The sequence below is a fragment of the Pedobacter sp. CAN_A7 genome (assembly GCF_015752175.1).
Taxonomy (GTDB): Bacteria; Bacteroidota; Bacteroidia; order Sphingobacteriales; family Sphingobacteriaceae; genus Pedobacter.
In genome coordinates this window covers 43,750-59,916 of record NZ_JADOUW010000002.1, presented here as the reverse complement: position 1 = coordinate 59,916, position 16,167 = coordinate 43,750, and the positions used below count along the sequence as shown (strand labels likewise).

11 protein-coding genes and 1 tRNA gene are annotated in these 16,167 nt (G+C 36.9%); 8 read left to right on the top strand and 4 right to left on the bottom strand.

Features of this window, described 5'->3' with window-relative positions; genetic code table 11:
* Window position 1: 1 nt before the first annotated feature.
* Genes rnc through IWX76_RS06470 form a run of 3 tightly spaced genes read right to left on the bottom strand, consistent with a single transcriptional unit; the run spans window position 2 to window position 2,271 of the window.
* A complete protein-coding gene (gene rnc / locus IWX76_RS06480) occupies window positions 2-730 on the bottom strand; it encodes a ribonuclease III (protein WP_196859103.1) in 729 nt (242 codons plus the stop codon).
* A gap of 22 nt (window positions 731-752) precedes the next feature.
* Window positions 753-2,006 (bottom strand): beta-ketoacyl-ACP synthase II, encoded by a 1,254-nt coding sequence (gene fabF / locus IWX76_RS06475; RefSeq protein ID WP_196859102.1) that lies wholly within the window; start codon window positions 2,004-2,006, stop codon window positions 753-755.
* 28 nt (window positions 2,007-2,034) lie between these two features.
* Window positions 2,035-2,271, bottom strand: a complete 237-nt coding sequence (locus IWX76_RS06470; RefSeq protein ID WP_031266521.1) for an acyl carrier protein — start codon at window positions 2,269-2,271, stop codon at window positions 2,035-2,037.
* A gap of 158 nt (window positions 2,272-2,429) precedes the next feature.
* Here IWX76_RS06470 and IWX76_RS06465 point away from each other — a divergent pair, with 158 nt between their 5' ends.
* The 4 genes from IWX76_RS06465 to IWX76_RS06450 all read left to right on the top strand — a co-directional run bounded on the left by IWX76_RS06465 (window position 2,430) and on the right by IWX76_RS06450 (window position 8,912).
* Entirely contained in the window at window positions 2,430-2,849 is a 420-nt protein-coding gene (locus tag IWX76_RS06465; protein WP_196859101.1) for an IPExxxVDY family protein, read from the top strand.
* A gap of 134 nt (window positions 2,850-2,983) precedes the next feature.
* Window positions 2,984-4,414 carry a pyruvate kinase gene (gene pyk / locus IWX76_RS06460; RefSeq protein ID WP_196859100.1) on the top strand — a complete coding sequence of 477 codons (1,431 nt, stop codon included), beginning with the start codon at window positions 2,984-2,986 and terminating at the stop codon, window positions 4,412-4,414.
* A gap of 46 nt (window positions 4,415-4,460) precedes the next feature.
* Window positions 4,461-4,548 (top strand) — tRNA-Ser (locus IWX76_RS06455).
* A 605-nt stretch (window positions 4,549-5,153) separates the two neighbouring features.
* Window positions 5,154-8,912, top strand: a complete 3,759-nt coding sequence (locus IWX76_RS06450; protein ID WP_196859099.1) for a YCF48-related protein — start codon at window positions 5,154-5,156, stop codon at window positions 8,910-8,912.
* A 477-nt stretch (window positions 8,913-9,389) separates the two neighbouring features.
* Here IWX76_RS06450 and IWX76_RS06445 read toward each other — a convergent pair whose 3' ends face one another.
* Window positions 9,390-11,348, bottom strand: a complete 1,959-nt coding sequence (locus IWX76_RS06445) for a patatin-like phospholipase family protein (protein ID WP_196859098.1) — start codon at window positions 11,346-11,348, stop codon at window positions 9,390-9,392.
* A 407-nt stretch (window positions 11,349-11,755) separates the two neighbouring features.
* On the opposite strand from IWX76_RS06445, the gene IWX76_RS06440 reads away from it, so the two are divergent.
* The 4 genes from IWX76_RS06440 (at window position 11,756) to IWX76_RS06425 (ending at window position 15,883) form a co-directional block, all read left to right on the top strand.
* On the top strand, window positions 11,756-12,718 hold the full coding sequence (locus IWX76_RS06440; RefSeq protein WP_196859097.1) for a nucleotidyl transferase AbiEii/AbiGii toxin family protein: 963 nt from the start codon (window positions 11,756-11,758) through the stop codon (window positions 12,716-12,718).
* Window positions 12,719-13,905: 1,187 nt separating this feature from the next.
* Entirely contained in the window at window positions 13,906-14,190 is a 285-nt protein-coding gene (locus IWX76_RS06435; RefSeq protein WP_196859096.1) for a helix-turn-helix domain-containing protein, read from the top strand.
* Window position 14,191: 1 nt separating this feature from the next.
* Complete coding sequence (locus IWX76_RS06430; RefSeq protein WP_196859095.1) at window positions 14,192-15,070, top strand: reverse transcriptase family protein; 879 nt, start codon at window positions 14,192-14,194, stop codon at window positions 15,068-15,070.
* A gap of 177 nt (window positions 15,071-15,247) precedes the next feature.
* Complete coding sequence (locus tag IWX76_RS06425) at window positions 15,248-15,883, top strand: hypothetical protein (protein ID WP_196859094.1); 636 nt, start codon at window positions 15,248-15,250, stop codon at window positions 15,881-15,883.
* Window positions 15,884-16,167: the final 284 nt, after the last annotated feature.

Sequence of the window (16,167 nt, the reverse complement as noted above, 5' to 3'; positions counted from 1 at the left end):
ATTAGAGGGATAGCGCTTCGCAGGTTTTCTCCGCGGCCTGTTTCTCCGCGTTTTTCTTGTTGTAATCTCTGCCTATACCAAAGCTTTCGCCATCAATGACGGCCTGTATGGTAAAAAGTTTCGGACTATCGCCTTCAATATTCGGTACCAGGTCGAACGTCACATCTTTTCCATGACGTTGACACCATTCGATCAGCTTACTTTTGAAATTGGTTTCTGTAAGCTCTAAAGTGTGTACATCGATGTAAGGCTTAACGATACGCTTTAACAAGAATTCTTTAGTGAAGTTATAACCTTTATCCAGATAAACTGCGCCCACAAGAGCTTCAAAGGCGTCACCAAGCATCGAGTGATTTTTGGTGGATACATTAACCATTTTCTGGTCAAAAACAAGAAGCTGGTCAAATCCCATCTTCCGGGCTAATTGATTTAAGTTAACCCTGTTAACAATTTTAGAACGCATTTCTGTCAGGAAACCCTCTTCTTTATAAGGGTAAGCCTTAAAAAGCAGTTCGGCAATAACAGAACCCAGAATAGCATCGCCTAAAAATTCCAGGCGTTCATTACTGCTTTTACTGCCATTCTTCAAAACTTTAGCCACAGACCGGTGCCTGAATGCCATTTTATACAAAACGGCATTACCAGGCACAAAGCCTAAAATGTTTTTCAGCTTTTTAATAAACTCCCTATCACGCGATAAGTGGAGTTTATAGAAATTTATCAATGGCATTAATTAGTAAAAATCACTACTTCTATTCCTCGTATTTTTTAAAAATTACAGACGCATTGTGGCCACCAAAACCAAAGGTATTGCTTAAAGCAGCACGGATGGTGCGTTTTTCAGCTTTGTTAAAGGTGAAATTCAGTTTAGAATCTAACTGAGGGTCGTCTGTAAAGTGATTTATGGTTGGAGGAACGATATCATTTCTCACTGCAAGAATAGCAGCAATACCTTCAATAACACCTGCAGCACCCAATAAGTGGCCTGTCATTGATTTTGTAGAACTGATATTCAGTTTATAAGCATCTTCCCCGAAAAGGTCTACAATAGCCTGTGTTTCAGAAAAGTCACCAAGTGGTGTCGACGTTCCGTGAACATTGATGTAATCAATATCAGCAGTGGTCATTTGTGCATCTTTTAAGGCATTTGTCATCACCATTCTTGCGCCTAAACCTTGAGGGTGAGGGGCAGTAATGTGATTGGCATCAGCGCTCATTCCGCCACCAACAATTTCAGCATAAATTTTAGCACCACGCTTTTTAGCATGTTCCAATTCTTCAAAAATGATGGTACCAGAGCCTTCGCCTGCAACAAAACCATCACGATCTTTATCGAAAGGTCTGGAAGCGGTAGCTGGATCATCATTACGTGTAGAAAGGGCGTGCATCGCATTAAAACCGCCAATACCAGCTTCATTGATAATCGCTTCAGATCCACCACTGATAATTACATCGGCCATATCCAGGCGAATATAATTATAAGCATCGATCATGGCATTCGTTGAAGAAGCACAGGCAGATACGGTAGCAAAATTCGGACCTCTTAGGCCGTATTTGATGGAGATATGTCCTGAAACGATATCAATAATCAATTTAGGAATGAAGAAAGGATTGAATCTTGGTGTACCATCACCAGAGAAAAAGTTCCTCATTTCTTCCATAAAGGTCTTTATGCCACCAATTCCAGATCCCCAGATTACGCCAACACGGTTGGTGTCTAATTGGGTAAAATCGAATTGGCCATCTTGTACCGCTTCAGCCGTAGAAGCGATTGCATATTGAACAAACTGATCTAATTTGCGTGCTTCTTTTCTATCCATGAAGTCTTCAGGATTGAAATTTTTCAATTCACATGCAAATTTGGTTTTGAACTTTTCGACGTCAAAACTTGTAATAGGCGCAGCGCCGCTCACCCCATTTAACAAACTGTCCCAGAATTCTGGAACAGTATTGCCTATTGGAGTGAGCGCACCTAAACCTGTAACTACTACTCTTCTTAATTCCATTTATACGGATTATACGGAGACCGTATGTTTACTTTACGTTTTTCTCTAGATAAGCAACTGCTTGACCAACTGTACCAATGGTTTCAGCTTGATCATCAGGAATTGCTACATTGAATTCTTTTTCGAATTCCATGATAAGTTCCACAGTATCCAAAGAATCCGCACCCAAGTCGTTCGTGAAAGAAGCTTCCGGGGTCACCTCGCTTTCATCCACACCTAATTTTTCAACGATAATAGCCTTAACTCTTGAAGCAATATCAGACATAATGTTATAATTTAATGGTTAAATAATTCAGTGCAAAGAAAAATAAAAACTAACACATTTCAAATGTTTTTATTTTACTATCAATTTTAATGTTTTTATTTCAAACAGTAAAGTAAAATTACTTTTATAATTTCGCATCTTAAAATAAAGAAACTGTTTTGAATAAAACCTACCTCAAACTCTCCCTGGATCTTGATTTTATCTTACTCGCAATCACCGCATCCTTAAAGGATTATGTGCTTTGCCACAAGATAAATACCGCGCTCCAATTAAATTTAGAAAAGGTGGATGATCATGAAGTATTTTTCAATATTGATGAACCCGCCCTTGCCTTTTCGAAGTATTATTATTTTGTTGAAGAGGGCGAAAATGAGTATTTTATTGTGAATAATCGCAATCGTGAAGGATTTTTAATTCCAGAGCTCGATAAAGTGGATTATTTTATGGTGATTAAACAATACCTACACCAGGAAGATTTAAATTACCTGCTTTCTGGATTGAACAAACTACCTGATATTCAGGTAGCTGCAAAAATTGATCCCTATAAACTGAAGTCAAAAGAAAATTTGATATTGTAATTTTTACATTATAGGTGTATTAAATACACTATATTTGATCTCATAATATATATTAATAACAAAAATTAGCCATTTGTCACTGGAATTTATCTAGTGGCTTCATTACCGGTTAGTTATAACTAATTGCAAAATAAATGAAACCTTTTCATTCAAGAACGAAGATAGTTGCCACGTTAGGTCCGGCATCAGCCAAACCAGAAGTCTTATTTAGTATGTTTAATGCAGGATTAGATGTCTGCAGACTAAACTTTTCCCATGGTTCACAAGCTGATCATCAGGAAACGTTAGACACCATACGTGAACTCAACAAAAAACACGGTTACAATGTCGGCATTCTAGCCGATTTACAAGGGCCTAAAATCCGTATCGGAATGGTTCAGGACGGTGGAATTCACTTGGTAAATGGTGCCAGAACCATTATTACGACCAAGGAATGTATTGGTAATGAAGAGCGTATTTACATCACTTACAACACTTTTCCTAAAGACGTAAAAGCAGGTGAAGTTATCCTTTTGGATGATGGCAAGCTACAGATGCGTGTAATTGAAACCAATTACAATGACGAAGTTGTTTGTGAAATTGTACATGGTGGTATCCTTACTTCCAGAAAAGGAGTTAATTTACCAAACACAAAGGTTTCGATCCCTTCTTTAACACCTGAAGACAGAGATAACCTGGAGTTTGTGCTTCAAAATGATGTAGAGTGGATCGGGCTTTCGTTCGTTCGTAACGCTGCTGACATCGTTGAATTAAAAGAAATCATCAAACAAAGAGGTAAAACAGCAAGGGTAATCGCTAAAATTGAAAAACCTGAAGCTATTGCCAATATCGACGAAATCATTGCCGTTTCTGACGGTATTATGGTTGCCCGTGGTGACCTTGGTGTTGAAATGCCAATGGAAGAAGTTCCTTTGTTGCAGAAAATGATTGTAAACAAATGTAGAGCAGCTTCGAAACCGGTTATCATTGCTACACAGATGTTGGAAAGCATGATCACTACGCCAAGACCAACGCGTGCGGAAGTTAATGACGTAGCAAACTCGGTATTGGATGGTGCAGATGCAGTGATGTTAAGCGGAGAAACTTCTGTTGGAGAGTTTCCACTGATCGTTATTGAAACCATGCAGAAGATCATTCAAAACATTGAAACCAATAACTATCCATTCCACCCTCAAAAGTTCCTTAGAACTAGCGAAGCTAGCTTTTTAAGCGATGCTATCTGTGATACAGCGGCTAACTTATCTAAGCAAACCAATGCTGTTGGTATTGTGTCGATGACCGTAAGTGGTTACACCGCTTTTGAAATCTCAAGTCACCGTCCTAAAGCTTTAACTTACATCTTTACGAGTAATATCAACTTGTTGAATACGCTAAGTTTAGTTTGGGGAGTACAAGGTTTTTATTACGATAAATTCGAAAGTACTGATGAAACTATTCTTGATGTAAACAGGATTTTAAAAGAATTGAAGTTGATCAAAAAAGGTGATATCGTTATTAATACTGCCGCGATTCCAATCGAGCGTAAAGGCAAGACGAATATGGTCAAAATCACTGTAATCGATTAATATAGCTCAGGATTCAAAAATTTTTATACTTTTGCAATCCTGAAAAGGAGAGGTGTCCGAGTGGTTGAAGGAGCACGCCTGGAAAGTGTGTATACCTCAAAAGGGTATCGAGGGTTCGAATCCCTCTCTCTCCGCAGCTGAAATATACAGAAAGCCTTTAGTGTCATGCTAAAGGCTTTTTTGTTTTCATCTTAGAGGGGAATAATTAGGGGCGCTTTTATTTAAATTTGTGAAGTAGCTTTTGAGCACTCATAATGTTGGGTATTACAAATTCTCTAAATTTCTTCAGGTTACAAACTGAAAATTCGTCTTTTGCGACATAATCTTCATAACATGCATTTGCAGTTTACATCTTCCACCCGCTAGCGCTCATTTACATATCATTGTCATTTCGCCACTGGACTGCCAATCCTGGACTTAAACTTTTGGTGGTGGCTTCGCTGAGCCTGCGATGTAGCTGTTTGCCGGCAACCCTAATTCTGGGGCTACCGGTGTAGCTAATTATTGTAATGATCCGCTCTTCCACTATCATTATTCCTGGATGTCTAACCGTGTCTTAAAAGTCGACCGTTTAAATGACGTTAAACCGTACTATTTATTATAGAATAAACCTTTCATAAATACCGTTTGAAAAGTCTTTCGTTAATAAAAAACTTTTAGGCAAATCCAGTAATATTTATTATCTTAAGTCACTGGTTTACTGTCTGAACAGATAAAAAAATTGACCAGTTTAGTGATCATGAGTATCCGTTTACTTACACTAATAGGTATTGTCTTTATTAGTATGATAGGTCAGTCCGAATGGACTTTAGGCCAAGTCAAAACACGCTGGGCAAAACCTAATGTCATCGGATCTGGCAATTCTTATAATGACATTGAAATAAATGAATTTAGTGGCCTTGGCCTGATCGTGGGTGATATGGGCCTGATCAGGAGATCTTCTGACGGGGGAAGAAAGTGGTCAATAATTAAAACCCGAACAACCGCGAATTTAAGGGCTATTTCGATCATTGATGACCATACCAGCATAGCTGTAGGTGATAGCGGGATCGTTATGCGAACTGCCGACAGCGGTTTGACTTGGTCAAGGATAAAAAACACAACTTCTCTTACTTTATACGATGTCGATTTTTCGGCTGACGGACGTGTCGGTATTGCAGCCGGAGCAAAAGGCGCAGGCCTTCGAAGCTTTAACCGCGGCCTAACCTGGGAGGCATACGATACAGGCTGGCAATATGAAGTATGGTCAGTACGAATTACCATTGACAAAAACATCTATGTAGCAGGAGCTGAGTTTTCGCTGTTAACTGAGAAAAAAAAAGAATGGTTTGATCTGTTCAGTGCGACACAATCAGATAAGTTCGGTGGAGGTACATTAACTTCTGTCTTTACGCGAGGAAATGATAATATCTGGATATCTTCAAGCTACGGTGCATTAGTACATACTAAAGATGCGGGTAAGACATGGAAGAAAGTTCAAATAACAGATTATCGAATTCGATCTATTTGGTTTAATAATCAGCTGACGATTGGATGGGTGGTAACAGACCAGGGAGAAATATTTAAAAGTACGGATGGTGGAAATACTTGGGACGTAAATTTTTCCATGCAGGGTGCGCCTATTGTTTTTAAAAAAATTACATTTACTGAAGACGGACGTACAGGCCGGGTCGTTGGATCTAACGGGACTTATTTAGTTACGACCGATGGCGGACTGCATTGGAATTTAACTAAAAATTCAATTGCTACTATTTCTGAATTCTATTTAGAAACAAAAAAGGGAGAGATACATACTGCGGGGGAATATGGTGAAGTGCAATATTCCAAATACAATTCAAATAAATGGAAAAGATTAACTCCTTTAAACTTTAAAACCCATCTGAATACAATAACTTTTAACAATGCAACCGGTCGTCTATTTGTTGCAGGAGACAGTCTTACTATCGGTTCTCTAAGTTACGGTAAAACAGATTTTGTGATCCATCACAAAAAGAAAATGTCTGACCATATATTTTCAGTAGACTTTTTAGGGACGGGTAAAAATGGGATTGCGGTAGGCACATCTGCGAGACTACTCAGAACCACTGATTTCGGAAATACCTGGACAGAAGAAAAAATATCCAAAAAAAATATCGCATTGTCTGATGTGCTTTTAAATAATGATAAAGGGTTTATTGTTGGCAGGAAGGGTCACATCTTTCGGTCTATAGACTCAGGATTGCACTGGAAGCAGATTCCTTTTAAGGACACAACTCAAAATTTTAAAACTATCAGCATGGACGCCAGTTCAACAGAGGGTTTTATTGCTAGTAGTTCCAGTATTTACGATCACCATCTATTTAAAACCGTCAATGGTGGTACAACCTGGGAGACTGTTAGCTCTTTGCCTAAAAATGAAAATTTGCAACATGTTTTTTTTAGTAAACTTACTAAAGAGGTAGTTGTCACTTCTGTTCTTGGAGATATTTATCGTTCGATAAATTCGGGTCAAACTTGGTTTAAAACATCTCCCAAGCTGGCTAATCGCAACATTACTTTCGCTCAGCAAAATACTCTGGGATATTATACCTTTGCCGGATTCAATGGCTTTTTGGTCCAGTTTATTCCTTCCTCAACTAACTTTAATATATCCAAGTTTTCCTTAACAAACACTTCTAGCGGTTACCGTTTAGATTTTGATGTTGAGTTGACCGATTCAACTAACATAGAAAATTATCAATTCCAAATCCGATTGATTCAAGGGGAATTTCGAAAAGGAACTGATAATTCTTTTGCCAATATAATTCTGCCCTTTTCTAAAAGAGATTCAATAATATCCTGGCCCATTGATATTTTTAGCCAAGGTATGAAATATGTGTTTGAAGTAACTGTTTTTGATGGATGGAACATAATTAAGGATACTACCACATTTGTCCATGGTAAAACGGCATTTGAAAGAATCAAAGAGTTCATGCACTGGAATAAAGTCCCGGGAGATATAAAAGATTTATTATCGGTACTAGCAATAAACTTCAGCTTTATTGCAATCATCTATGCTGTCTGTATTGTGATCGTTTTTTTGATTAGCCCGTTGGCATTCGTCCAATGGCACGAAGCGGTATCAAATTCCAGATTGCCATCGGCTGAAAAATTATCCAAATTCTTTGTACTTTATCTTATCGAACACCCCAGAAGTTTAAATGCTTTCGTTACTTATTATAGTCAGATTGCAAATAACCATTTTCATGGGAACGTGGATGTTTCCAGCAGGCCAAATTGGATAGCTTCTCCATTTGAGTTAAATCAGAATAAAATCATTGATTTTTCCAATTCGGCAACTGTTGTCAATTATGTTCCTGGATTAGCTGAAATTAAACATGTTTTGCCAGCAGATCGGGTTATCCTCTCCATTGAAGGTCAGGGAGGAATCGGGAAATCTACCCTGGCTTTTCAGCTTGCTATGTGGGCCAACTCACCTGATACCTCCAGGTTATTGTCCCTTCCGGCATTACCTGTGTTTATTAATAATGTCGATGACAACCTTGATACGATTTGTAAAGTAAAAGTTCAAAGTTTTACGAGGCAATTGTTTGTCTCAGATGTCCTGATCAACGTGCTTTTGAGGAAAAGAAGAATTATTGCAGTGGTAGACGGAATATCAGAGATGCCTTTTATAAAACCGGAACATATTGATCCAGAGAAAGGAGCCAAATTTGCTCATCTTATTGTTTATACGTCACGAACACCATTGCGCCTTTGGGGAAAAATACAAATAATACCTCTGGGTTTACGTATTGAATATATGGATTCTTTGCTTGACGGATTTACAAACATGTACGTAGGTGCGTTTCGATTTGGTAGCCATAGAGAACTAATAAGAAAGAGGCTTAAACATGTTATTAATGAGTTCTACCGCCAAAATAATAATCAGCCTTTACCATTAAGCCTCCTCAGAATAATGGTAGAAAAAGCCTCCACGATATTAGATCAGGGTAATTCACTTGAAACGGATCTCCCCAACTCACTAATTGATTTATTGGAGCTTTATTTAGCAGACCTTTTTCGAAAAGATGAGAATATGAGTCAGTCAATCATTAGCCTCAGGCAATGCGCTATTATTTCAACCAACTTGCTCTCTATTATTAAAGATTTAACAGGCAATCATGGGGTTAACCAGATTTCACCTAAATGGACGCCTGAAAAAAACTTTTTCATTTTTGTCGGGAATCTTGCTATAGAGCATTTTATTCATAGCGGCATCCTAGTTGTTTCCGGCACTATTGATGATCGGTTACTTAAATTCAGTCATGATCTGATTGCTGAATATTTGTCTTGTAAAGAAGTTATAATCCTTTATAGAGATAGAGAAATTGATACACTTAAAATGAGCGTCATTATTGAAACAATGATGACGAATCCAAATATGTATATTTTACTGTGTAGATTAGCCGAAAAAAAGGATGTTGTTTTACCAGTAATTGCGGATAAATTAGGTGGTTCATTTATAACTCCTTCTTAGACATAATATTTTTTCTTATTTCCGCCGGTTGCCTCTCCCTTCTCGTGAATGCCGCGATCTCCTTAGGAGAAAATATCGGTAAAGAGACGGAACAAGCATTAAATAACTTTAAGAAGACCACAGAAAAAAGCATTAGAAGATGTAACCAATACAACTGGAAAGGCTGTATCAGATGTTTAACGTGAAACAGATAAGGCATTTGACTGATGCAAGAGAGGCAACAGGCAAGGCAGTTCAGGATCTCACAAGGAATTTGGGAAAAATTATTCCAACGAAAATAAAAAGATTAAATTTCCGTTGTGAAAATAGAAAAGAATTTTCTTTTTTTATTTAATTCTTGTGCTTACACTAATCTAAAAATCGATAATTTAGTTGATAAATCAATATATCGAAAAATTAGTCCTTATAAGTTTTTATAAGTCTTTTAATTAAGGTTTATGTAGAAGTTGGGTAAGTAAAAATCGGTTAATACTGGCATTATACCTTATTAGAGCTACTACTATCTTCTTCTATTAAACTTCGTTTTTCCATATCTATTATTATGGCATCAATGCAGGCATCAGCAATAGCACCTTTCGCAGATAGCTTTCCTAAAAAAATGTACACTTTGATTAGATTATTTTTTATTAACTTATCAAAGTTCCTTTTCAGCCAAGATTTCTTTCGAATACGAGGCAGTATTTCGCTTTTCCAAGCTAAAGTTAACGGTGATTTATCATCTGCTACATTTTGTACATTATCTAGAATACATTTAATTCGCTTTTTAAGCTTGTTTCTTAATCCAAGGATGTAACTTAGTTTTATTTTAGGGTAGGGATATTCTTTCTCTTCTAAAGCCGGTACGATTTTAAAGCCAACCACTTCATTTCCATCTACCCTAAAATCTGGAATAATTGGAAGATATTTTACATTATTAGATATATAGCCATAGTTGCTAAGGCTTTCATAACCGAATTTTAAAATTGGGTTATCTGCTTTTTCCGGAACAGTTAAATGATGCTGTAAAAATTTTTGACAATTCCGCCTTCCTAAATAAAAATCATGTTTTCTAAATTGCTTAGAGAAAAACCCTCCAAATCCACCAAGTGAGCCTGAAGCAATAGAATATGATTGCACGATACAATTATGGGTCCGCACTGGCGAAATGAGAAAACGAGTATAATCGTCGCTTAAGTAAGCTCGCTTTATCTGATCGCCCTTCATCATTAATTGTCCGCGCATCGCTGAAATAATTGATGGTACAACATTTTTCCATGCTTTTTTTATAATAAAATTAGCCGGTTCTGGTTCATTATCATTAGGAAAGGGATCTATCATTAATACAAAGCTGTCAAAGTCGGTAGACGAAGTTTTTGGGCTGTACTGAATCGCTTCATTTTCGTCAGAACATGTATTTCTTCTGCGATCATCCAATAATTGTTGTGTTATCTCAAAAGGTTCATTATTAATCAGGCCGCCATCAACATTCAGGGATAAGTATTTCTCATCTGGTAAAAACTCATAGCTAACATTATTTTGATTTGCCGCTTGTCCTGCCAGTAAGAGGTTTAAATATTTGTTCTTTTCAATGTAAGCTCTATCTCGACTTAAATCTCGACTTTCTAAGCCAATAGGAAACGCCCCCGTTGACATGGCTGCTTGTTTTAATATTTCGGTGTTCAAGCCATTTGGAGCGTTAAAGTTGATAGGGATTCGCCCATCATTTTCTGAGATCTCTTTACTTAAAAAGGTCGTATTTAAATCTTGTGTCGGTGACTGACTTCGATTATCGTCATCCTGGTCACTTAATTTGAAAAAGGCATAATCATTATGCATTTTCATACGGTGTTCCCGAACTCCTGTAGTAGTTTCAAATTTCACATTGTAAGAAAAACCTCTAAGATTTGTTATAGTAGTAAATACATCAAGATCTGTAGCTATATAAGGACGATTATACTTTGATTTGACCCGTACATCTAAAGCAAAATCAGCAATATCTTTGATAAATGTTGAATTAAATGCAGCTCTTACTTCTTTACTACTATTCAATAAACCATCCATTTCAATATCATCAGTAGATAGCATAAGATCCATCATGTCCATGCCATCTGTTTCTTTTAGGTTCACCCAACAGTTATATAAAGGATTTTTTTCGGTAATTGCCGGATTATTTTCATCTTTTCGGTGAATTGGTTCGAAAGACTCTTGAGTGGCTGCGGCTGTAATGGCCGCGGTCATTCCACCTGCTGAAGCACCTCCTAGCACTTCTATAACAAAGTTATGCCTTGGTACTCCTTCAAGTTTTCCGGCATCCTGTAGCTTCTTAGCTTTTTCCCAATGTTCAAGGACTTCAATAAGGTAATCTATAACTCCTGCTGTGTAAGCTCCAGCTGATATTGCCCCTGCCATGCATATTCCAGCATGGAAAGTGTTTTCTTGTGAAACGGTATTATCCATATTATAAATAATTATTAAACATTCCAAAAAAATAACAATTTTGATTTTTAGCTTCTCTCAAAAGATCAACTAGCCCACATCCTAACAACGTGAAAATATTATATAATTTAGCATTTTAATGTTGCATTTCGACCAAATAATTTAGTCACACATGTCTAGGTGAGAATTGTGTTTAGATAAAATTAACAACCAAATGTTTTTAAGATACTCATTGGCAGTTATTCAAAGCAAATGCCCCTCCCGTTCTCATCGCCTGGGAAAATTTGTATCTATCCCATTATCAAGAACTCATTCCACTATTCAAATAGGATTCTTAGTTTTTGATGATGTGTAAATGATAAAGATTCAAAGCACTAAAAACAGTCTTTCAAAACAATTCTTTACTCGTAGAAAAAGTTATCCGTGCGTTGCTTTTGCTTGAGGGCCTGGTCAAGGCAGAGGTTAAGTTTGTCTTCAATGGAGGCACGGCGCTGATGTTGTTAATTGGAAGTACCAAGAGACTATCGATTGACATTGATATCATATTAAGTACTCCCCAAGAACTCGAAAGCCTATTTAAGACTTTTATGGAAGCACAAGGCTTCAACCGTTTCGAACTTCACGAAAGAAGCACGGAAACAAATATCAAAAAAGCACACTATAAATTCTTTTATACCCCAGTCCACAAATACAATAAAACTGAAGACTATATTTTATTAGACATACTTTTTGAAGAGCCGCATTATGCGAAAGTGATCAGCTGGCCAATAGATTCCACTTTTTTGCAACAGGATGGGGATCCCATCAATGTAAACGTTCCAAGCTATGAAGATATTCTAGGAGACAAGCTTACCGCTTTTGCGCCCAACACCACTGGCATTCCTTACTATAAAGGAGAAGATCTTCGCGCAATGGAAATAATGAAGCAACTCTACGATATTGGTAGTTTGCTAGATCCTGCAGAAGATGTTGCTATCATAGCCAAAACATTCGATATTTTTGCAAATACAGAGATAGGTTACCGTAAGTGTGATACAGATGCAAACGGAGTTCTTGACGACATCTATGATACAGCGTTACATATCTGTAGCAGAGGTACCGATGGCAAAGGTGACTTTAAGGCATTAAGTCAGGGAATTCTTTCTGTCAAGAATTTTATCTTTTCAGAAAGCTATCACATTGAACGGGCAATCGTTGACGCTTCAAAAGCGGCCTATATCGCCACCGTTCTGAAGTATCGCATAAGAAAGTTTGAAAAATATATAGGGATTGATCAGATAAAAGACTTTGCAATTGATCAGGGTTTCAACCAAAAATTAAATAAACTAAAGAAAAGTAGTCCTGAGGCATTCTATTACTGGTACCAGATTTCCATAATCAAAATGGCCTGATTATTCCAACAATCGGCAAATACAATCAATTACTGCCGAATTTTTGCCTAAAAATTGGTATTTAGTTTGCATCGCCTCAAAGGTGATTTACATTCGTGAAATTATTATATAATAATTTATCACTACTAATGTGCTCTGTTGAGTACTAATGTCTTTGCCGTATACCTATCAAACCTAAATTTCACTACAAAATAAAATAACTTACAAGGTGCTAACTTCTGAAACATTGTGGAAAGACCCATCTTGCACAGTCCTTATCGAGAATCAAGCTGTCGAAGAAACGTACCGATGGATCGAACCGATGATAAAGGAGGAGCTACACTACATGGCTTCACAAAAAAGGTTCGTCTGATCTTGCCAGTAAGTTGGTAAATGCGACCTGTATAACCATTGTGGATCCTTTATCTAACAAATTTTAGGATCAACAAATAAGATCCATCTGCTAAACGATAACCAGGGAAATATTTTTTCAAATAAATTTTGTACTGTCAGGAATATTTTTTATGTTTGTATCATAGTTCTTTGAAAGGTTTTAAAACTAATGTAATTGATTCAAATCGTAAAGTGTAGCAATACACAGCCTATATAGGTACTTAAGATGATCAACACTTTTCACCTCGACACCTCACCGCCAGGACAGCCCTGAAGTTGAGAATGCCGTTTAGCTCGCTGCCAGTCAGTTGATGCCCTTTTCGTCGAATTGCCGCCATGCCGCTTTGTCGCTAAGCCGTAATGCCCCGAACCGTATTGAGAATGTTGGACTTAATCGGATTTATCCGTAATAATCATCACTGTTTTTTGATAATAAATGAAGCAGGATTCTGTAGGAGTGAATAACGAACAACGTTTGTGAATTTAATTACAGCATAATTGGAAGAAGCAGGCAATAATGCCTACTAATTAAATTCAATAATTATGCAAAAACATAGTTTCAAAAACAGTGAAGATCTGATACTGGGTATCAAGGTCATCCTTTCAAAGCACCGTTGTTCGTTTTCAGACGAAGAGCAAGTTCTTTTAAATGATTGTATTAACATGCTGGAGCAATCCAGGACAGCACAGGACATTCAAAGCCGTATGTTGACATCTGTTAAAGTGTTGGGAACGATAGTACGTATCTTTTCAATTTATGATCATCTTAAGGACTTATTTTAATCTGGCACTCCTACTTTTATCAAACCATAGTTATGGACATAGGAAACACAATTAAACAGATAAGAATTAGAAAGGGGCTAAAGCAAAATGAATTTGCCCAGCGTTGTCAGCTTACACAGGCCTACGTTTCAAAGATTGAAAGCAATCAAAAGGAACCTGCCTTGGGCGTACTCAAAACGATTGCTGACGTGCTTGAAACACCACTACCAGTGCTTTTTTTCCACTCGTTAACAGCGGAGGACATTGATCCAAAAAAAAGGGAGGCCTTTCAGATCATTCTTCCTTCGATTAAAGGCATGATAGAATCATTTTTTTGATATGCTGGACGTTCCCAAACTTTTAAAGATCCTACATATTACCCAGAAAGAGCTAGATCATCTTTTTGAAAACATAGATAAATTCTACTACCTGATCAGCAATCCCAAACTGGATAAGAAAGGTATACAATTGATCGACAAGAATGGTAAGCCCAGAACGCGGGATCTCTATCCCAGTCTTAGGCTCATGAAAACAGTACAGAAGCGTATACACGTACAGCTTCTTAAAACTATGAAACTTCCAGATTACGCTTTTGGCGGTATTGCGAAGAGAGACAACATTCTGAATGCTAAAATGCATCAAGGAAACAAGTTCTTTTTCAATACCGACTTGAGAAATTTCTACCCAGGCATTACACATCATCAGGTATTTGAAATGTTTGTAAAAAGGAATTTTTCGCCGACAGCATCAAGAATCCTGACTAAGCTCACGACCTATAAAGGGATGTTGCCCCAAGGAACACCAACTTCTCCGTATTTAGCAAATCTCGTTTTTGTAACTGCCGGCCTAGAATTGGAAGCATTGGCAAAAAAAAACGGATTAATGCTTACCACTTTCGTTGATGATATTACCATCTCCTCAAAAACAGATTTTAAGCCCTTAGTTAACGACATATTAGCCATTATCACCTCCAAGGGATTTAAGATAAGCCACAACAAAACATTTTATCAAACAAAGCAGCCTAAGGTAACCAACGTCATTGTCAACAATAACAATATCAGACTTCCAGACGCCTATAAAAAGAAGATTGAAGAATTTGAAGATAAAGAAACACCTCATGCAAAGGGCACCATTAACTATTATAGGCGCGTTCATAAAATAAGTAAGATAAAAGCTTCCAAAATCAAGGTAAAGACAATCAGCAATCCAGAAAAGTAGATCAGCGGTAAGGTGTCGAAGTCGAAAATTTTGGAATCAAAAACTTAGCTGCAACAGAAGAAACTTTGGTCTCAATAAACGAAGATTAGCAAGATTAAGAATTTTTTTATATATGCTCAAAACATTAATGAATTGATTAACTTTCAAATTCTTATATATTAAAAAAACCTAATACGCATGGAATTATTACGCTCTCAACTTAATGAACTTTACACTTTAATAACTGATTCTGAGTACTTTTCTCCTACTCAATTTAGTAAGTCTGCAGCCGGAACAGACTTTCAATTAATAGGTACGAATTTTTATTTTAGGATATTTGATGATAGTGGATATGCTAATTCCTTGATTGTTAATTTTTCCCCTGGAGAAACACTTTATAGAGATGCATCCTCCTCTATTGGTTGGAAAGAGGTAATAGATTATTTTAAAAAATGGCTAAATTATTTAAAGAGAGAAGTTTCATCTCCGGACAAATGGGGACGTGTATTTGATGAAGCTCGGTATCTGATAGGAACAACCATTAATCAAAATGTGAACTTTACCCATGACGAATACTTATTAATATCTAGACAAATAAACACTATAAAATCATCGTTAGACCGAATTCCTTTATTACAAGAACAAAATTCTGCCATTAAGAATCAACTTGATCACTTACTAGAGTTAACAAGTGAACTTAATAAATTTGACTGGCAAAACTTAATGATAGGTACTATTATTAGTATCGTAATTCAGCTTGGTGTGACACAGGATAATGCAAAACTTCTTTACGAATTAATTAAGGACACTTTCCAAAAGATCTTTCTTAAATAATTCTATTTTTTACTCTAGTTGTCCTCTGGAACATTTAAACACCTACTCGCAGATAACGGAAATACCAATATTATTTTCTTTTTATTATAAAATTTAGCCTTATAAAATGAATGTATTTAAGCGTAACCAGTCCTGATTACGATCAATGAAACTTAAACCTACAACTCAAGATGAACATGATGCAATCATGCATTGTATTTTTGATAAGTTGAAACAAGGCGGGAAGCCAAATCCATTTGAAGTCGAGATATTCTGTACCAGTATTACCAGGGACATTAGGCACC

What these genes read in the sequence shown, in the direction of transcription:
- fabF (WP_196859102.1), bottom strand. Translation starts at nt 2,006, where the DNA reads ATGGAATTAAGAAGAGTAGTAGTTACAGGTTTAGGTGCGCTCACTCCA.
- IWX76_RS06450 (WP_196859099.1), top strand. Translation starts at nt 5,154, where the DNA reads ATGAGTATCCGTTTACTTACACTAATAGGTATTGTCTTTATTAGTATG.
- IWX76_RS06445 (WP_196859098.1), bottom strand. Translation starts at nt 11,348, where the DNA reads ATGGATAATACCGTTTCACAAGAAAACACTTTCCATGCTGGAATATGC.
- pyk (WP_196859100.1), top strand. Translation starts at nt 2,984, where the DNA reads ATGAAACCTTTTCATTCAAGAACGAAGATAGTTGCCACGTTAGGTCCG.
- IWX76_RS06430 (WP_196859095.1), top strand. Translation starts at nt 14,192, where the DNA reads ATGCTGGACGTTCCCAAACTTTTAAAGATCCTACATATTACCCAGAAA.
- rnc (WP_196859103.1), bottom strand. Translation starts at nt 730, where the DNA reads ATGCCATTGATAAATTTCTATAAACTCCACTTATCGCGTGATAGGGAG.
- IWX76_RS06425 (WP_196859094.1), top strand. Translation starts at nt 15,248, where the DNA reads ATGGAATTATTACGCTCTCAACTTAATGAACTTTACACTTTAATAACT.
- IWX76_RS06470 (WP_031266521.1), bottom strand. Translation starts at nt 2,271, where the DNA reads ATGTCTGATATTGCTTCAAGAGTTAAGGCTATTATCGTTGAAAAATTA.
- IWX76_RS06435 (WP_196859096.1), top strand. Translation starts at nt 13,906, where the DNA reads ATGGACATAGGAAACACAATTAAACAGATAAGAATTAGAAAGGGGCTA.